The sequence below is a fragment of the Serratia fonticola genome, from assembly GCF_001006005.1.
Taxonomy (GTDB): domain Bacteria; phylum Pseudomonadota; class Gammaproteobacteria; order Enterobacterales; family Enterobacteriaceae; genus Chania; species Chania fonticola.
In genome coordinates this window covers 185,817-203,176 of the sequence record NZ_CP011254.1, presented here as the reverse complement: position 1 = coordinate 203,176, position 17,360 = coordinate 185,817, and the positions used below count along the sequence as shown (strand labels likewise).

The window sequence follows — 17,360 nt, the reverse complement described above, 5'->3', positions numbered from 1 at the left end:
GTAGGGGCGCTGCATGCTGCGCCCGTCTGGATAATCAAGGGGTAATGCCACATCAGTAGCCTGATGCCGCCCGAGATTAACGCTTCAGCGCTTCACTCAGTTCTTCACGCATATTGGAAAGCAATGCTTTCACCACACGCGGGTTACCGGCAACCACGTTGCCAGAGCTGAAGTGGTTATGCCCGCCAACAAAGTCGGTGACCAAGCCACCAGACTCACGTACCAGCAGTTCGCCAGCAGCAAAGTCCCAAGGCTTCAGGCCAATCTCAAAGAAACCATCAACGCGGCCAGCGGCAACGTAGGCCAGATCCAGCGCAGCGGAACCGGTACGACGGAAGTCGGCACATTGGGTGAACAGTTTGCCCAGCACGTTGATGTAAGCTGGTGCGTGCTGTTTGACTTTGAACGGGAAGCCGGTCGCCAGGATGGTGCCATCCAGATCTTTGGCATTGGTGCCGCGCAGACGGTAACCGTTGAGCTGGGCGCCCTGGCCACGGGTGGCGGTGAACAGTTCGTTGCGCATTGGATCGTAAACCACGGCCACTTCGGTACGGCCTTTAATGCGTACGGCGATGGAAACGGAGAAATGTGGTAGACGTTTGATGAAGTTGGCGGTGCCATCCAGTGGATCAATCACCCATTGTACATCCTGATCTTCACCGGTTAACTCACCGCACTCTTCACCAATTACGGTGTGTTTCGGGTAAGATTTACGGATGATTTCGATGATCAGACGCTCAGCCTCGCGATCGACGTTAGTGACAAAGTCGTTAGAACCTTTTTGTGTCGCTTCTACAGCGTCTGGAGTCTCGTAATTTTTGGCAATCAGGTTGCCAGCCTTGCGCGCAGCGCGCACGGCGATAGTCAGCATCGGATGCATGGGTATCTTCCACAGGATGTTAAAGAACAGGAAACGGCGCGAAGTATAGCAGGTGTTCGGCAAAACACCTACGACTGTGTTAGGATGCTACGATTTTCCGCAACGCTCAGAGTTTGTATGCTGCACAATATCCGCATTGTTCTGGTTGAAACCTCTCATACCGGCAACATGGGCTCTACTGCCCGTGCCATGAAAACCATGGGGTTAACCAACCTTTATCTGGTCAATCCACTGGTGAAACCCGATTCCCAGGCGATCGCCCTGGCCGCAGGCGCCAGCGATGTGATTGGCAACGCCACGATTGTCGATACCTTTGATGAAGCCATTGCGGGTTGCCGCTTGGTGGTAGGCACCAGCGCTCGTTCGCGCACTCTCCCATGGCCGATGCTGGAACCTCGCGAATGCGGCGTACGCGCGGTACAGGAAGGCGAGCAGGGGCCGGTTGCGTTGGTCTTTGGCCGTGAACGCGTTGGGCTAACCAATGACGAATTACAGAAATGCCATTATCATGTCGCCATTCCTGCCAACCCGGAGTACAGCTCGCTGAATCTGGCCATGGCGGTGCAAATCCTGGCGTATGAGGTTCGCGTTGCCTTCCTCGATCGCCAGCAGGAAGAGGCTGCACCGGTGGAAGAGTCGCCGTATCCGCTGGTGGATGATATTGAACGCTTCTATCAGCATCTGGAGCAGACGCTGGTGCGCACCGGCTTTATCCGCGCCGCCCATCCAGGGCAGGTGATGAACCGTTTACGCCGCCTGTTTGCTCGGGCACGCCCGGAAGCGCAGGAGCTGAATATCTTGCGTGGCATGCTGACCTCGATCGAGAAACAGGATAAACAGCAAGGTAATTAATTTTGCTGTCACCCGCAGTTACGCAAGATAGTATTGCTTATCTGGGGGTTATAAGGTGTATTTTATATGCATCGGATAGCAAAGCGCACAAAAAGCACGAATACTTGAGTAAATTAGTAGGTTAAATAGTTGACTGATTTACTCGGGAATGTCAGAATTTGGCCCATGTTTGACCAACAGGTAACCAATTAGCTATGAGACTGACATCCAAAGGCCGTTATGCAGTAACTGCCATGCTCGACGTGGCATTACACTCCCAGGAAGGGCCGGTACCACTGGCGGATATTTCCGAACGCCAAGGTATCTCGCTCTCTTATCTGGAACAACTGTTTTCCCGTCTGCGTAAGAATGGCCTGGTGGCCAGCGTGCGTGGGCCAGGCGGTGGTTACCTGTTGGGCAAAGACGCGGACGCTATCGCCGTAGGCGCGGTGATTTCCGCAGTCGACGAATCTGTAGATGCCACCCGTTGCCAGGGTAAAGAAGGCTGCCAGGGGGGCGATCGTTGCCTGACCCATACCCTGTGGCGCGATCTGAGCGAGCGCATCAGCGGGTTCTTGAACAATATTACGCTGGCCGAACTGGTGAACAACCAGGAAGTGCTGGACGTGGCAGACCGTCAAAATAGCGATACGCGCCGCACGGCCAACGGTCGTCTGCAAGAAACGATCAACGTTAATCTGCGCGCATAAGCAGCTGACGACTAATTTATTGGTTTTTGGAAGTGATGTACGGAGTACAAGAGCAATGAAATTACCGATTTATCTGGACTACTCGGCCACGACCCCTGTGGACCCGCGTGTTGCCGAGAAGATGATGCAGTTTTTGACCCTGGACGGCACTTTCGGTAACCCGGCCTCCCGTTCCCACCGTTTCGGCTGGCAGGCGGAAGAGGCGGTTGATATCGCCCGTAACCAAATCGCTGAACTGGTTGGCGCCGACCCGCGTGAGATCGTCTTCACCTCTGGGGCCACCGAATCCGATAACCTGGCGATCAAAGGCGCTGCCAACTTCTATCAGAAGAAAGGCAAGCACATCATCACCAGCAAAACCGAACATAAAGCCGTGCTGGATACCTGCCGCCAACTTGAGCGCGAAGGTTTTGAAGTCACCTATCTGGCACCGCAGAGCAACGGGATCATCGATCTCCAGGTTCTAGAAGCCGCGATACGTGAAGACACCATCCTGGTTTCCATCATGCACGTGAATAACGAAATTGGCGTGGTGCAGGATATCGCCGCCATCGGCGAAATGTGCCGGGCGCGTGGCATCATCTATCACGTCGATGCAACCCAGAGCGTAGGTAAACTGCCTATCGATCTGAGCAAGCTGAAAGTAGATCTGATGTCCTTCTCCGGCCACAAGATTTATGGCCCGAAAGGTATTGGTGCCCTGTATGTGCAGCGTAAGCCGCGCATCCGCATCGAAGCCCAGATCCACGGCGGTGGCCATGAGCGCGGTATGCGTTCCGGTACCCTGGCAGTACATCAGATCGTTGCCATGGGTGAAGCCTATCGTATTGCCAAAGAAGAAATGGCCAGCGAAATGGCACGCCTGCGCATTCTGCGCGATCGTCTGTGGGACGGCGTGAAAGATATGGAAGAAGTGTATCTGAACGGCGATCTGCAACACGGTGCACCAAACATTCTCAACGTCAGCTTCAACTATGTTGAAGGTGAGTCGCTGATCATGGCGTTGAAAGACTTGGCGGTTTCTTCAGGCTCAGCCTGTACTTCTGCCAGCCTTGAACCCTCCTATGTGCTGCGTGCACTGGGTATGAGTGATGAGTTAGCGCACAGCTCGATCCGTTTCTCCCTGGGGCGTTTCACCACGGAAGAAGAGATCGATTACACCATTTCGTTGGTGCGTAAATCCATTGGCCGTCTGCGCGATCTCTCCCCACTGTGGGACATGTTCAAGCAGGGCGTGGATATCAACAGCATCGAATGGGCACATCATTAATTCTCAGGATCCAGGAGCAACGTCATGGCTTATAGCGAAAAAGTAATCGATCATTATGAAAACCCGCGTAACGTAGGGTCGTTTGATAACGAAGATCCTACCGTCGGTAGCGGTATGGTAGGGGCACCGGCCTGTGGCGACGTGATGAAGCTGCAGATCAAGGTCAACAACGAAGGCATTATCGAAGATGCCCGTTTCAAAACCTACGGCTGCGGTTCCGCCATCGCTTCCAGCTCGCTGGTGACCGAATGGATGAAAGGCAAGTCTCTTGATCAGGCCGAAGCGATCAAAAATACCCAGATCGCCGAAGAACTGGAGTTACCTCCGGTTAAAATTCACTGCTCAATTCTGGCCGAAGACGCCATTAAAGCAGCGATCGCCGACTACAAGAGCAAGCACAGCGCCAAGTAGTTATTATTGAGTCAGTTAGCCAGCTTTGCGGGCTAAGATTGAAGAGGTTGTTATGTCGATTACCATGAGCGACAGCGCCGCGCAGCGGGTTCAGGCATTTTTGGACCACCGTGGCAAAGGTCTCGGCCTGCGTCTGGGCGTGCGAACTTCCGGCTGTTCCGGAATGGCGTATGTACTCGAATTTGTTGATGAAACGAACGACGATGATATCGTTTTTGAAGACAAAGGCGTCAAGGTGATCATTGACGGCAAGAGCCTGGTCTATCTGGACGGTACCGAGCTTGATTTCGTCAAGGAAGGTCTGAACGAAGGCTTCAAGTTCAACAACCCGAACGTCTCAAGCGAGTGCGGCTGCGGCGAAAGCTTTAACGTCTGACAGTCCATCGTGCTCCCCCGTGACCCACGGGGGAACCTCAATCATCACGATAACGCCCCGAGCACGCTATGGATTACTTTACTTTATTCGGGTTGCCGGTCCGCTATAGCGTAGACGGCAGCTTGCTTACCTCACGCTATCAAGATTTGCAGCGCCAATTTCACCCCGATCGCCATGCCCTCCAACCGGAGCGTGAACGCCTGATGGCGTTGCAGCAGGCGGCGACCATCAATGAAGCCTATCAGTCGCTGAAGCACCCGTTAAAACGTGCCGAGTATATGCTATCTTTGCACGGCTTTGATTTGGGCAACGAGCAACATACCCTGCGCGACACCGCGTTCCTGATGGAACAGTTGGAGCTGCGTGAAGAGCTTGATGCCATTGAACGCTCGCCGGATGCGCAAAACGCACTGGCTGCCTTCGCCACGCGCCTGAACAAAACCTTCAAACAGCGTAGCGCGCAGATGGTGCAGGAGCTTGACGAGCAGCAGTGGTCACAGGCTGCCGATACCGTGCGCAAGCTACGCTTTTTGGACAAACTCCAGCAACAGATTGAACAACTCGAAGAAAAATTGCTGGGTTTTGATTAAAACTCCCCTATGGATTTCGAGTTGCAGCTAGGCGGCAAACTATCTCATCCCCAGGAGCTTACGTTTTTGTAAGTGACTGGGGTGAGATAGTGCAGGTAACAACGCTGCAACTTGAAAGACGACGGGGAAACATTCTTGATTGTGGAAGCTTTGTATATGGCCTTATTACAAATTAGTGAGCCTGGCCTCACGGCTGCGCCGCATCAGCGCCGCCTGGCTGCCGGTATTGATCTGGGGACCACCAACTCGCTGGTGGCTACGGTGCGTAGCGGCCAGGCCGAGACGCTGGCCGACCTTGAAGGGCGCTATCTGCTCCCTTCCGTGGTGCATTATCAGGCCACCGAACATCAGGTTGGCTGGAGCGCTCGTGCACAGGCGGCACAAGATCCGGTCAATACGGTCAGCTCTGTCAAACGCATGATGGGCCGCTCTTTGGCGGACGTGCAACAACGCTATCCAAACCTGCCGTATCAGTTCCAGGCCAGCGATAACGGCCTGCCAATGATCGTGACCGCCGCAGGCCTGGTTAACCCGGTTGGCGTATCTGCCGATATCCTCAAGGCACTGGCTACCCGCGCTAAAGCGGCGCTGGAAGGTGAACTTGATGGGGTGGTGATCACCGTTCCTGCTTACTTCGACGACGCTCAACGCCAAGGCACCAAAGACGCTGCGCGTCTGGCTGGCCTGCAAGTGCTGCGCCTGTTGAACGAACCGACCGCTGCGGCTATTGCCTACGGGTTGGACTCAGGTCAGGAAGGGGTGATCGCTGTTTACGATCTGGGTGGCGGTACCTTTGATATTTCCATTTTGCGCCTCAGCCGTGGCGTGTTTGAAGTGCTGGCTACCGGCGGTGATTCCGCATTGGGTGGCGATGACTTCGATCATCTGCTGGCGGACTGGCTGCGTGAACAGGCCGGCATTAGCGATCGTAGCGATCATGGTGTGCAACGCCAATTGCTGGATGCCGCGATTGCGGTCAAAATCGCCCTGAGCGATGCGCAGAGCACCACGGTAGATATTGCTGGTTGGCAGGGTGAAGTGACCCGCGAACAGTTCGAAACGCTGATTGCCTCGCTGGTGAAACGTACCCTGATGGCTTGCCGCCGCGCGCTGAAAGATGCCGCCGTCAGTGCCGATGAGGTGCTGGAAGTGGTGATGGTTGGTGGCTCAACCCGTGTGCCTTTGGTACGCGAACAGGTGGGCGAGTTCTTTGGCCGTACGCCGCTGACGTCGATCGATCCGGACAAGGTGGTGGCGATCGGTGCTGCTATCCAGGCGGATATCCTGGTAGGTAACAAGCCGGATAGCGAAATGCTGTTGCTGGACGTGATCCCGCTGTCGCTTGGCCTGGAAACCATGGGTGGCCTGGTTGAGAAGGTGATCCCGCGTAACACTACCATTCCGGTGGCGCGTGCGCAGGAGTTCACTACCTTTAAAGACGGTCAGAGCGCGATGATGATCCACGTGCTGCAAGGCGAGCGTGAACTGGTGCAAGATTGCCGTTCGCTGGCGCGCTTTACGCTGCGTGGCTTGCCGCCGCTACCTGCCGGTGGGGCACATATTCGTGTGACCTTCCAGGTGGATGCAGACGGCCTGCTGAGCGTGACGGCGATGGAGAAATCCACCGGCGTCGAAGCCTCCATTCAGGTCAAGCCATCGTATGGCCTGTCCGATGCCGAAATTGCCGGCATGTTGAAGGACTCGATGGCCAATGCGCAAAGCGATGTCGGTGCTCGCAAGCTGGCGGAGCAACGGGTAGAAGCTTCCCGCGTGCTGGAAAGCCTGCAAGGTGCACTGGCCAGCGATGCCGCTCTGCTGAGTGACGAAGAAAGCCTGGCTATCAACAACGCGGTAGCCGAGCTCCAGCAAGTGATACAAGGCTCCGATCCTGCTGCGATCGAGGCCGCAATAAAAATAGTCGATGCAACAACCCAAGATTTTGCCGCGCGCCGCATGGATGCCTCCATTCGCCGTGCGCTGGCTGGCCATTCTGTGGATGAGGTTTAACCATGCCGAAAATTGTTTTCCTGCCCCATCAAGATCTATGCCCGGAGGGGGCAGTACTGGAAGCGGAAGTTGGGGAAACTATCCTCGATGTCGCACTGCGTAACGGTATTGAAATTGAACATGCGTGTGAGAAATCCTGCGCCTGTACCACCTGCCACTGCATCGTGCGTGAAGGGTTTGATTCCCTGGCCGAAAGCAGCGAGCTGGAAGACGACATGCTGGACAAAGCCTGGGGACTGGAGCCGGAAAGCCGCTTGAGCTGCCAGGCCCGGGTCACCGAAGACGATCTGGTGGTCGAAATGCCGCGTTATACCGTCAACCACGCACGCGAGCACTAGGAGCTACTAATGGGACTGAAGTGGACAGACAGCCGCGAAATCGGCGAAGCCCTGTACGATGCCTATCCAGATACCGATCCGAAAACCGTGCGTTTCACCGATATGCACCAGTGGATTTGCGATCTGGAAGAATTTGACGACGAACCGCAGGCTTCCAATGAAAAAATACTGGAAGCGATCCTGCTGGTCTGGTTAGATGAAGCAGAGTAAATAGCGAAATGGGCTGCCAAAGGCAGCCCGTTTATTTTGTATCCGACATACCCGTCGTCTTTCAAGCCGCAGCGTTGTTACCTGCGCTATCTCACCCCAGTCACTTACCCAAAAGTAAGCTCCTGGGGATGAGATAGCTTGTCGCCTAGCTGCAACTTGAAATCCATAGGGTATACAATAAAAATCCCCAATGAATTTCGCTTGATAGAGTGAAGAATGAAGGGGGGAATCCGGAGTAAGGCTATGACAACCGAAATCATGCAGATCACGCTATCCCAGCAACCCGCCGATGCGCGCTGGGGTGAAAAGGCGCTGCTGAGCACCAATGACCAAGGCATCACCATCCATCTGAGCAATTCCGGCAAACTGGGCCTGATCCAGCGCGCGGCACGCAGGATTGATGGCCAGGGCATCAAGAAAGTGAAACTGGCCGGGGAAGGCTGGGACCTGGAAAACAGCTGGGCGTTTTGGCAGGGCTATCGCGGGCCGAAAGGGCAGCGTAGCGTTGAATGGGCTGAGCTGCCGGAAGCGGAAAGCCAAGAGCTGCAACAGCGCCTGAAGATTGTCGATTGGGTGCGTGACACCATCAATATGCCAGCGGAAGAGCTGGGGCCAGAGCAACTGGCAACCCGCGCGGTTGATCTGATGTGTGCTGTTGGGTGCGATGCCGTCAGCTATCGAATCACCAAAGGTGAAGACCTGCGCGAGCAGAACTACGCCGGTATCCATACCGTTGGCCGGGGTTCCGATCGTTCTCCGGTGCTGTTGGCGCTGGACTTTAACCCGACGGGCAACCCAGAAGCACCGGTATTTGCCTGTCTGGTAGGTAAAGGGATCACCTTCGACAGCGGCGGCTACAGCCTCAAGCAGAGCGCGTTTATGGACTCGATGAAGTCCGATATGGGCGGCGCGGCCACTATCACTGGTGCATTGGCATTAGCGGTGGCACGCGGCTTGCAGCAGCGCGTCAAACTGTATCTGTGCTGTGCGGACAATATGGTCAGCGGTAACGCCTTTAAACTGGGCGACATTATCCGCTATCGTAATGGCAAAACCGTTGAAGTGATGAATACCGATGCGGAAGGGCGTCTGGTGTTGGCCGATGGCCTGATCGATGCCAGCGCGCAAAACCCGGAGTTGATCATTGACTGTGCGACCTTGACCGGCGCAGCTAAAACGGCGGTAGGAAATGATTACCACGCGCTGTTCAGCTTTGACGATGCGCTGGCGCAAGAGCTGTTGGCCAGTGCGGATGAAGAGCACGAGCCGTTCTGGCGTCTGCCGCTGGCGGAGTTCCACCGCAGCCAGTTGCCGTCAAACTTTGCTGAACTGAACAACGTTGCGGGCCCGGCTTACACCGCTGGCGCCAGCACCGCAGCGGCTTTCCTGTCACACTTTGTGCAGAATTACCAAAAGGGCTGGCTGCATATCGACTGTTCTGCCACCTACCGTAAAGGTGCCGTGGATCAGTGGTCAGCAGGCGCAACGGGTTTGGGCGTGCGTACGCTGGCCAACCTGTTACTGAGCAAAGCCAAGTAACCTGTATTGGCCCCTCACCCCAACCCTCTCCCACAGGGAGAGGGAGCCGTTCGGTGTCGTGGGCAGGTGTAGACGTTAATCTGTAACAGGATGAATGTTGAGGACGTGTACCGTAATAAAGTGGTGGCACGTTCAGTCCCCTCTCCCTGTGGGAGAGGGTTAGGGTGAGGGGAAGATCACTGAAGCAGGAAAACTTCTCACCTCGATTATCCCAAATTTTCCGTAGGGGCCCAGCATGCTGGGCCCCTGATACATTGAAGGAGTCGGCAATGAGTTCCCACCACCATCATGATGATGACGCCGTTGCGGGCGAAAACGAGCTTGAGCGCCTGCTGAGGCTGGCGGCCTCGGAACCGGCGCACCGCCCGGCGTTTTTCCGCGAACTGCTGGATTCAACGGTCTACATTCTGGGTGACAGCGAGCAGGTGCCGCACGACGGTGAAATTACGCTGAATGCCGAGACGCCGGTGAACATTCAGCACTGGGAAAAGCAGGATGGCAGCAGCGTGGTGCCTTTCTTCACCTCGTTGGAGGCGCTGCAAAACGCGGTGGAGGATGAGCAACCCTTTATCGCCATGCCCGCTCGCGTGCTGTTTGAAATCACCCAAGGTGCCGAACTGTTCCTGAACCCGAAAGGCACCCATGGCAAGGAATTCCTGCCAGCCGAGATCGCCATGCTGTTGGCTACCGGTGGCGTAGTGAAACCGGCAGAGCGCTATATCGATACCGAAACCCAGTTGCTGCTGGGGCAGCCTGAAGAGTATCCGGCGGCGATGGTGGATGCGCTGACGACCTTGTTCAGTCAGCGGAAACCGGTACGCCGCGCTTTCCTGGCGTTGATGCACGATCGCGCCGTAGATGAGAAGCCGAACCTGCTGGTGGGTCTGGAAGTGGATGGCGACCCGGCAGAGATTGAAGCGTTGATCAGCGAAGCCGGTATGGTGGCTAGCGAAACTGCGCCGAACGATGAGCCAGTTGATTTTTGCCTGGTAGAAGAGAATGCGCGGGGCGTGAGCCATTATCTGATCACCCATACCCAGGCCTTCTATCAGCGTCGCTGGGGCAGTTGGCTGCGAAATATGATCCCATCGACCGATAAAACCCAGTAAGCCGATAGGTCAGGATCCAATTTGTCGCTGACTATCGAGGATTAAGATAATTTTTTTTTAATGAAATGTTGATTTTCCCGTAGGCAAGCGTTAACAGCGCACATATAATCTGCGCCACTTGAAAGGCCGGCACCTCACCTTATCGCCCGGCCTGTTTTGGAAGACATAATAGAGGCCATCATGACCGTAGAACGTACCTTTTCCATCATTAAACCAAACGCTGTAGCTAACAATGACATCGGCGCTATCTATGCTCGTTTCGAGCGCGCGGGTTTCAAAATCATCGCATCTAAAATGTTGCGTCTGACTCGCGAACAGGCCGAAGGCTTCTACGCTGAGCACAAAGGTCGTCCTTTCTTCGACGGTCTGGTGGAGTTCATGACCTCTGGCCCGATCGTGGTACAGGTTCTGGAAGCCGAAAACGCCGTACAGCGTAACCGTGACATCATGGGCGCAACCAACCCGGACAACGCATTGGCCGGCACCCTGCGTGCTGACTATGCAGACAGCTTCACTGCCAACGCCGTTCACGGCTCAGACGCAGTAGAATCTGCCCAGCGTGAAATCGCTTATTTCTTTAACGAAAGCGAAATCTGCCCACGCTAATTGCGGGCGTTTTTCTGCTGAAATAGGCTATTTACCGGCAGATACAATAAAAATGCCGTGAAAGCCGTTCAGACGTAGAAACCCGCTACTAAAATTTGTACAATGCCGCGCCCCAGGGAAGCTATCTTGCCTGGGGCGTGCTTTTTCCGTTAGTTTTGCCAAACTAATGGGGCGAATCGCTTCGCCGCAGAGAACATGGGCGCAGCATGCAGCGCCCCTACACACTCCTTCAAGCCATAACGTGTAATAACGAGGCTAAGAGATCATTATGTTAGAACCCATCGCGCCCGAGCATACCTTGTCTGAAAATAATTCCCTGACCGTGCAAACGGAACAACCGGCTACCGCCAAAATCAACCTGCTGGATTTGAACCGTCAGCAATTGCGCGAATTCTTCGCCAACATGGGTGAAAAACCTTTCCGCGCCGATCAGGTGATGAAGTGGATGTATCACTATTGCTGCGACGATTTTGAGCAGATGACCGACATCAACAAGGTGCTGCGCAATAAATTACAGCGCGTGGCGGAAATCCGTGCGCCGGAAGTTGCAGAAGAGCAGCGTTCGGCCGATGGCACCATCAAGTGGGCCATCAAGGTGGGCGATCAACAGGTCGAAACCGTCTATATCCCAGATGGCGATCGCGCCACCCTGTGCGTGTCTTCACAGGTAGGCTGCGCACTGGAGTGCAAATTCTGTTCCACGGCTCAGCAGGGCTTTAACCGCAACCTGCGCGTCTCGGAAATCATCGGCCAGGTTTGGCGTGCTGCTAAAATCCTGGGTGCCATCAAGGTCACCGGCCAACGTCCTATCACCAACGTGGTGATGATGGGCATGGGTGAGCCGTTGCTTAACCTGACCAACGTGGTGCCAGCGATGGAAATCATGCTGGATGACTTTGGTTTTGGTCTGTCCAAGCGCCGCGTTACCTTGTCTACCTCCGGTGTCGTACCCGCTTTGGACAAATTGGGCGATATGATCGATGTGGCCCTGGCCATTTCGCTGCATGCGCCTAACGACAAGATCCGCGACGAGATCGTGCCGATCAACCGCAAGTATAATATTGAAACCTTCCTGGCGGCGGTACGCCGTTATCTGGAAAAATCCAATGCCAACCAAGGGCGGGTCACCGTTGAGTACGTGATGCTGGATCACATCAACGACAGCACCGACGATGCGCACCAACTGGCGGAAGTGCTGAAAGATACGCCGTGCAAGATCAACCTGATCCCATGGAACCCGTTCCCTGGGGCACCTTATGGCCGCAGCTCCAACAGCCGCGTCGACCGTTTCTCCAAGGTGTTGATGGAATACGGCTTTACGACTATTGTTCGTAAAACCCGTGGCGATGACATCGATGCTGCCTGTGGGCAGTTGGCGGGAGAGGTGATTGATCGTACCAAGCGTACCCTGAAAAAGAAAATGGCCGGGGAACCTATCAACGTACGAGCGGTCTGAATCCTATAGCATGATTTTTTTGTTATCTAACAGCCTGTTATGTGAGCAGCAATCCTTCAGGCGATCGGGTAACATCGGATAAGGAAATGAGTGCAAGCATGAAGCTGAAACTGTGGGGTGTATTATTGGCGGCCAGTTTGCTGGCGGGCTGTTCCAGCTCGCAACCCGATAACGACGGGCCAGCGGTGGCGGCAGGCCAGACCCGGTTGCAACTGGGCCTGGAGTATCTGAACCAGGGCGATCTACCGGCTGCCAGGCAGAATCTGCAAAAAGCGGTTGATGCGGCCCCACAGGATTATCGTACCCAATTGGGCATGGCACTCTACAACCAGCGGATCGGCGATAACGCCGCCGCTGAACAGCGTTATCAGCAAGCGCTTAAACTTGCACCGGGTAACGGTACCGTATTGAATAATTACGGTGCGTTTCTCTGTAGTTTAGGGCAGTATGTACCGGCCCAACAGCAGTTTAGCGCTGCGGCACTGGCGCCAGAATATGGCCAGGTTGCCGACAGTCTGGAAAACGCAGGTTACTGTTTCCTCAAGGCCGGTCAAAATGATGAAGCTCGTAAGTTATTAACGCGAGCGCTGAAGATCGATCCGGACAAGGGGGCTCCGCTGCTAGTGGAAGCAGAAAAGCAATTTGGAGAAGGGAAGCGCGCGCAGTCGCAACTTTTATTGGACAGTTATCAACATGTTCTGCCGGCGAGTGCCGACAGTCTATGGCTACAGATTCGTTTCGCCGCGTTAGCGGGCCGTCAGGATAGCGTTCAACGCTATGGCAAACAGCTAGCGCGAAGTTTTCCACAATCCAAACAGTACCAGCAGTTCTTAGCTAATGAATACTGAAGATTCCCAAGATAAAACCGTATCTATGACAACAGGTCAACGCCTGCGCCAGGCTCGTGAACAACTCGGGCTGAGTCAACAGGCCGTGGCTGAACGCCTGTGCCTAAAAATGTCTACCGTGCGCGACATTGAAGACGACAATATGTCTGCCGATCTGGCTTCAACGTTCGTGCGTGGTTATATCCGTTCCTATGCCAAGCTGGTGCATTTACCAGAAGATGAACTGTTGCCGATGATGGAAAAACAGGCACCGGTGAGAGCGGCGAAAGTGGCTCAAATGCAGAGCTTCTCTTTGGGTAAGCGCCGTAAAAAGCGTGATGGCTGGCTGATGAGCTTTACCTGGCTGATTGTGTTTGTGGTCGTGGGTTTGACCGGTGCCTGGTGGTGGCAGAATCACAAGGCTCAGCAGGAAGAGATCGCCACCATGGCGGATCAATCTTCCGCACAACTGTCTCAGCATGGTGAAGGCCAGCCAGTGCCATTGACCGACGGTAACGCGGATAATGGCGCATCGGCAGTTGTTCCAGACAACAGCCCTGCGCCGTCAACCAATAACGCTGCTACGACTCAACAGGTTCCGGTTGTGCTTGATCCTCAGGCGGCTCAACAGCCTGCGGTGGTAGCACCAAGCCAGGCTACTATCCCGGATGCGACATCGACTGCGCCAGTCGCCCAGGCTCAGTTGCCTACCGGTGCCGCTGGAGTCAGTGCTTCTGAGGCTGATGCCAACGGGCTGGTGATGGATTTCTCCGGCGACTGCTGGGTACAAGTGGTTGACGCGACGGGGAAATCCTTGGTCAGCGGCATCCAGAAAAGCGGTTCCCGGCTGAATCTGGCTGGCAAGGCGCCGTTTAAACTGACCCTTGGCGCACCGGCTTCGGTACAGGTCCAATTCCAGGGTAAACCGGTCGATTTAAGCCGGTTTGTCAAGTCAAACCGTGTTGCTCGTCTGACCGTTGCCGCGCAGTAATTGCGCGGCTATTGTCGTTATGTCTGAGCAGCAGTGGAGAGTAACTGATGCATAACCAAGCTCCCATTAACCGTCGCAAATCTACCCGTATTTACGTCGGTAACGTGCCTATAGGCGATGGAGCGCCGATTGCCGTGCAATCGATGACCAACACCCGTACCACCGATGTCGAAGCGACGGTTAATCAGATCCGGGCTCTGGAGCGCGTGGGGGTTGATATCGTCCGCGTTTCCGTTCCCACCATGGACGCCGCCGAGGCGTTTCGGCTGATCAAGCAGCAGGTCAACGTACCGCTGGTGGCCGATATCCATTTCGATTACCGCATTGCGTTGCAGGTTGCCGAATACGGCGTTGACTGCCTGCGTATCAACCCGGGCAACATTGGCAACGAATCTCGTATCCGTTCAGTGGTTGACTGTGCGCGTGACAAAAATATCCCGATCCGCATCGGCGTTAACGGCGGCTCGTTGGAAAAAGATATTCAGGAAAAGTACGGCGAACCTACGCCGGAAGCGCTGCTGGAATCCGCCATGCGTCACGTGGATATTCTGGACCGTCTCAACTTTGACCAGTTCAAGGTGAGCGTAAAAGCGTCCGACGTGTTCCTGGCCGTGCAGTCCTACCGGCTGCTGGCTGCCCGTATTGACCAACCCTTGCATCTTGGCATCACCGAGGCGGGCGGAGCACGCAGTGGCTCAGTGAAATCAGCCATTGGCCTGGGCATGCTGCTGTCGGAAGGGATCGGCGATACGCTGCGCATTTCGCTGGCGGCGGATCCGGTTGAAGAAGTGAAGGTTGGTTTTGATATCCTGAAGTCCTTGCGCATCCGCGCCCGTGGCATCAACTTCATTGCCTGCCCAACCTGTTCACGTCAGGAGTTTGACGTCATTGGCACCGTCAATGCGTTGGAACAACGCCTGGAAGATCTCATCACCCCGATGGATGTGTCCATTATCGGTTGCGTGGTGAACGGGCCGGGCGAAGCCCTGGTGTCTACCATTGGGGTAACCGGTGGGCACAAGAAGAGTGGCTTCTACGAAGATGGCGTGCGCCAGAAAGAGCGTTTTGATAACGAACAGATGATTGACCAGTTGGAAGCGAAGATCCGGGCCAAAGCGGCCATGATGGACGAGTCCAAGCGCATTTCGATCAATCTTCTGGAAGAATAAGTCGGCGGCTATTGGCCCGCTGATTGATAATCCGAGGACTGGATTGCGCATCTGCGTTGAATAGCGGGTGGCAAAGTCCCTATAATCGGATCCATTTTATATAAACGGACAGAGAACTCACGTGGCAAAAAACATTCAAGCCATTCGCGGCATGAACGATTACCTGCCGGAAGAAACGGCACTGTGGCAGCGTATTGAAGGCACACTCAAGCAGGTGCTGAGCGGCTATGGCTATAGCGAAATCCGGTTGCCGATTGTAGAGCAGACCCCGTTATTTAAGCGCGCCATCGGTGAAGTGACCGACGTCGTGGAAAAAGAGATGTATACCTTCGAGGACCGCAACGGCGAAAGCCTGACGCTGCGCCCGGAAGGAACGGCTGGCTGCGTACGCGCCGGTATCGAACATGGTCTGCTGTACAATCAGGAACAGCGTCTGTGGTATATCGGCCCGATGTTCCGTTATGAACGTCCGCAAAAAGGCCGTTACCGCCAGTTCCATCAGTTAGGCGCAGAGGTATTTGGCCTGCAAGGTCCGGATATTGACGCCGAGCTGATCCTGCTGACCGCCCGCTGGTGGAAAACGCTGGGTATTGCCGAACACGTCAATCTGGAACTGAACTCCATTGGTTCACTGGAAGCTCGCGCCAACTATCGTGACGCTCTGGTGGCTTTCCTGGAACAGCATCAGGAAAAACTCGACGAAGACTGCAAACGCCGCATGTACAGCAACCCACTGCGCGTGCTGGATTCTAAAAATCCAGAAGTGCAAACCCTGCTTAATGATGCGCCGCGTCTTTCCGACTATCTGGATGAAGAGTCCAAAGCCCACTTTGCCGGGTTGTGTGAACTTTTAGCTCAGGCCGGTATCCCTTATACCGTTAACGAGCGCCTGGTGCGCGGCCTGGATTATTACAATCGCACGGTGTTTGAGTGGGTCACCACCAGCCTGGGCGCTCAGGGCACCGTGTGTGCCGGTGGCCGTTACGACGGCCTGGTTGAGCAACTGGGTGGGCGCGCTACCCCTGGCGTGGGTTTTGCCATGGGGCTGGAGCGTCTGGTACTGCTGGTTCAGGCGGTTAATCCGGACTTCAAGGCACCGGCCACCATCGACGTGTACGTCATATCGAGCGGTGCGGGTACCCAGAGTGCGGCCATGTTGCTGGCAGAGCAGGTTCGTGATGCTGCGCCGCAGATTAAATTGATGACCAACTATGGCGGCGGCAACTTTAAAAAGCAGATCACCCGTGCGGACAAGTGGGGCGCGCGTATCGCCCTGATCCTGGGTGAGAACGAAGTCGCAGCACAGCAGGTGGTGGTTAAAGACCTGCGCAGTGGTGAACAAGAAACGCTGGCGCAAAGCGAAGTCGCTGCGCGTCTGGCTTTGATGTTAGGTTAAGGAGAAGGACACCGTGGAAGTCTATACCACTGAAAACGAACAGCTTGACGCCGTGCGCAACTTTTTTGCCGAAAACGGTAAAGCTTTGGTTGTGGGTGTGGTGCTCGGTATTGGTGCCCTGGTTGGTTGGCGCTATTGGCAGAGCAACCAGACCTCCAGCATGATGGCTGCCTCACAGTCTTATCAACAGGTTGACGTTGCCTTGGCATCGGGTAAAGCCGAAGATGTGGCAACGGCAGAGAAGTTTATCCAGGCGAACGACAACAGCTACGGCGTGTTCGCGGCTCTGGATTTGGCTAAACACTTTGCAGAACAAGGTGATTTTGCCAAGGCAGAACAGCAACTGGTGGTGGCACAGGGCCATGCCAAAGATGAAAACCTGCTGGCGTTGGTAAACCTGCGTCTGGCTCGTATTCAGATGCAAGAGAAAAAGCTGGATGAAGCGCTGAAAACGCTGGATGGCGTGAAAGGCGAAGGTTGGATGGCAATGATGCAAGACGTACGCGGCGACGTGCTGTTGGCCAAAGGCGACAGCAAAGGTGCACGCGAAGCTTACAGCAAAGGCATCGAATCCAATGCTTCTCAGGCGCTTGCGGCAGTGATGCGCATGAAATTGAATAACTTGTCCAGCTAAGGGGAATTCC

19 protein-coding genes are annotated in these 17,360 nt (G+C 55.0%); 18 read left to right on the top strand and 1 reads right to left on the bottom strand.

Going from position 1 to position 17,360, the window contains the following annotated elements:
* Positions 1–76: 76 nt before the first annotated feature.
* Positions 77–880 (bottom strand): inositol-1-monophosphatase, encoded by an 804-nt coding sequence (gene suhB / locus WN53_RS00800; protein ID WP_021178863.1) that lies wholly within the window; start codon positions 878–880, stop codon positions 77–79.
* A 117-nt stretch (positions 881–997) separates the two neighbouring features.
* Between suhB and trmJ the strand changes: the two genes are divergently transcribed.
* The 18 genes from trmJ (at position 998) to WN53_RS00710 (ending at position 17,350) form a co-directional block, all read left to right on the top strand.
* Positions 998–1,732, top strand: a complete 735-nt coding sequence (trmJ, locus tag WN53_RS00795) for a tRNA (cytosine(32)/uridine(32)-2'-O)-methyltransferase TrmJ (RefSeq protein ID WP_024484246.1) — start codon at positions 998–1,000, stop codon at positions 1,730–1,732.
* A gap of 194 nt (positions 1,733–1,926) precedes the next feature.
* Entirely contained in the window at positions 1,927–2,421 is a 495-nt protein-coding gene (gene iscR, locus WN53_RS00790) for a Fe-S cluster assembly transcriptional regulator IscR (protein ID WP_021178861.1), read from the top strand.
* Positions 2,422–2,476: 55 nt separating this feature from the next.
* On the top strand, positions 2,477–3,691 hold the full coding sequence (locus WN53_RS00785) for an IscS subfamily cysteine desulfurase (RefSeq protein ID WP_024484245.1): 1,215 nt from the start codon (positions 2,477–2,479) through the stop codon (positions 3,689–3,691).
* Positions 3,692–3,715: 24 nt separating this feature from the next.
* A complete protein-coding gene (gene iscU, locus WN53_RS00780; RefSeq protein ID WP_004952090.1) occupies positions 3,716–4,102 on the top strand; it encodes a Fe-S cluster assembly scaffold IscU in 387 nt (128 codons plus the stop codon).
* A gap of 52 nt (positions 4,103–4,154) precedes the next feature.
* Positions 4,155–4,478, top strand: a complete 324-nt coding sequence (gene iscA / locus WN53_RS00775; protein ID WP_021178859.1) for an iron-sulfur cluster assembly protein IscA — start codon at positions 4,155–4,157, stop codon at positions 4,476–4,478.
* Between the two features lie 68 nt (positions 4,479–4,546).
* On the top strand, positions 4,547–5,068 hold the full coding sequence (hscB, locus tag WN53_RS00770; protein ID WP_024484244.1) for a co-chaperone HscB: 522 nt from the start codon (positions 4,547–4,549) through the stop codon (positions 5,066–5,068).
* Positions 5,069–5,224: 156 nt separating this feature from the next.
* Positions 5,225–7,075: a Fe-S protein assembly chaperone HscA gene (gene hscA, locus WN53_RS00765; protein WP_024484243.1), complete on the top strand. Its 1,851-nt coding sequence runs from the start codon at positions 5,225–5,227 to the stop codon at positions 7,073–7,075.
* 2 nt (positions 7,076–7,077) lie between these two features.
* Positions 7,078–7,413 carry an ISC system 2Fe-2S type ferredoxin gene (fdx, locus tag WN53_RS00760; RefSeq protein ID WP_021178856.1) on the top strand — a complete coding sequence of 112 codons (336 nt, stop codon included), beginning with the start codon at positions 7,078–7,080 and terminating at the stop codon, positions 7,411–7,413.
* Between the two features lie 9 nt (positions 7,414–7,422).
* Positions 7,423–7,623 (top strand): Fe-S cluster assembly protein IscX, encoded by a 201-nt coding sequence (iscX, locus tag WN53_RS00755; RefSeq protein WP_021178855.1) that lies wholly within the window; start codon positions 7,423–7,425, stop codon positions 7,621–7,623.
* A 243-nt stretch (positions 7,624–7,866) separates the two neighbouring features.
* Positions 7,867–9,162, top strand: a complete 1,296-nt coding sequence (gene pepB, locus WN53_RS00750) for an aminopeptidase PepB (RefSeq protein ID WP_024484242.1) — start codon at positions 7,867–7,869, stop codon at positions 9,160–9,162.
* 269 nt (positions 9,163–9,431) lie between these two features.
* A complete protein-coding gene (sseB, locus tag WN53_RS00745) occupies positions 9,432–10,271 on the top strand; it encodes an enhanced serine sensitivity protein SseB (protein WP_024484241.1) in 840 nt (279 codons plus the stop codon).
* Positions 10,272–10,451: 180 nt separating this feature from the next.
* Positions 10,452–10,877, top strand: a complete 426-nt coding sequence (gene ndk / locus WN53_RS00740) for a nucleoside-diphosphate kinase (RefSeq protein ID WP_004952077.1) — start codon at positions 10,452–10,454, stop codon at positions 10,875–10,877.
* Positions 10,878–11,145: 268 nt separating this feature from the next.
* Complete coding sequence (gene rlmN, locus WN53_RS00735) at positions 11,146–12,333, top strand: dual-specificity RNA methyltransferase RlmN (protein ID WP_024484240.1); 1,188 nt, start codon at positions 11,146–11,148, stop codon at positions 12,331–12,333.
* A 98-nt stretch (positions 12,334–12,431) separates the two neighbouring features.
* Positions 12,432–13,181, top strand: a complete 750-nt coding sequence (gene pilW, locus WN53_RS00730) for a type IV pilus biogenesis/stability protein PilW (protein ID WP_021807187.1) — start codon at positions 12,432–12,434, stop codon at positions 13,179–13,181.
* Positions 13,171–14,151, top strand: coding sequence for a cytoskeleton protein RodZ (gene rodZ / locus WN53_RS00725; RefSeq protein ID WP_024484239.1), 981 nt, complete (start codon positions 13,171–13,173; stop codon positions 14,149–14,151). The genes pilW and rodZ overlap by 11 nt, the downstream gene beginning before the upstream one ends.
* Before the next feature lie 47 nt (positions 14,152–14,198).
* Positions 14,199–15,320, top strand: a complete 1,122-nt coding sequence (ispG, locus tag WN53_RS00720) for a flavodoxin-dependent (E)-4-hydroxy-3-methylbut-2-enyl-diphosphate synthase (protein WP_024484238.1) — start codon at positions 14,199–14,201, stop codon at positions 15,318–15,320.
* A gap of 121 nt (positions 15,321–15,441) precedes the next feature.
* On the top strand, positions 15,442–16,716 hold the full coding sequence (gene hisS / locus WN53_RS00715; RefSeq protein WP_024484237.1) for a histidine--tRNA ligase: 1,275 nt from the start codon (positions 15,442–15,444) through the stop codon (positions 16,714–16,716).
* Positions 16,717–16,729: 13 nt separating this feature from the next.
* On the top strand, positions 16,730–17,350 hold the full coding sequence (locus WN53_RS00710) for a YfgM family protein (protein ID WP_024484236.1): 621 nt from the start codon (positions 16,730–16,732) through the stop codon (positions 17,348–17,350).
* Positions 17,351–17,360: the final 10 nt, after the last annotated feature.

Excerpts from the sequence above, each read along its gene's own strand:
- hscB (WP_024484244.1), top strand. The coding sequence starts at position 4,547 with ATGGATTACTTTACTTTATTCGGGTTGCCGGTCCGCTATAGCGTAGAC.
- sseB (WP_024484241.1), top strand. The coding sequence starts at position 9,432 with ATGAGTTCCCACCACCATCATGATGATGACGCCGTTGCGGGCGAAAAC.
- ndk (WP_004952077.1), top strand. The coding sequence starts at position 10,452 with ATGACCGTAGAACGTACCTTTTCCATCATTAAACCAAACGCTGTAGCT.
- iscR (WP_021178861.1), top strand. The coding sequence starts at position 1,927 with ATGAGACTGACATCCAAAGGCCGTTATGCAGTAACTGCCATGCTCGAC.
- hscA (WP_024484243.1), top strand. The coding sequence starts at position 5,225 with ATGGCCTTATTACAAATTAGTGAGCCTGGCCTCACGGCTGCGCCGCAT.
- rodZ (WP_024484239.1), top strand. The coding sequence starts at position 13,171 with ATGAATACTGAAGATTCCCAAGATAAAACCGTATCTATGACAACAGGT.
- pilW (WP_021807187.1), top strand. The coding sequence starts at position 12,432 with ATGAAGCTGAAACTGTGGGGTGTATTATTGGCGGCCAGTTTGCTGGCG.
- WN53_RS00785 (WP_024484245.1), top strand. The coding sequence starts at position 2,477 with ATGAAATTACCGATTTATCTGGACTACTCGGCCACGACCCCTGTGGAC.
- fdx (WP_021178856.1), top strand. The coding sequence starts at position 7,078 with ATGCCGAAAATTGTTTTCCTGCCCCATCAAGATCTATGCCCGGAGGGG.
- ispG (WP_024484238.1), top strand. The coding sequence starts at position 14,199 with ATGCATAACCAAGCTCCCATTAACCGTCGCAAATCTACCCGTATTTAC.
- rlmN (WP_024484240.1), top strand. The coding sequence starts at position 11,146 with ATGTTAGAACCCATCGCGCCCGAGCATACCTTGTCTGAAAATAATTCC.
- suhB (WP_021178863.1), bottom strand. The coding sequence starts at position 880 with ATGCATCCGATGCTGACTATCGCCGTGCGCGCTGCGCGCAAGGCTGGC.
- pepB (WP_024484242.1), top strand. The coding sequence starts at position 7,867 with ATGACAACCGAAATCATGCAGATCACGCTATCCCAGCAACCCGCCGAT.
- iscX (WP_021178855.1), top strand. The coding sequence starts at position 7,423 with ATGGGACTGAAGTGGACAGACAGCCGCGAAATCGGCGAAGCCCTGTAC.
- trmJ (WP_024484246.1), top strand. The coding sequence starts at position 998 with ATGCTGCACAATATCCGCATTGTTCTGGTTGAAACCTCTCATACCGGC.
- iscU (WP_004952090.1), top strand. The coding sequence starts at position 3,716 with ATGGCTTATAGCGAAAAAGTAATCGATCATTATGAAAACCCGCGTAAC.
- iscA (WP_021178859.1), top strand. The coding sequence starts at position 4,155 with ATGTCGATTACCATGAGCGACAGCGCCGCGCAGCGGGTTCAGGCATTT.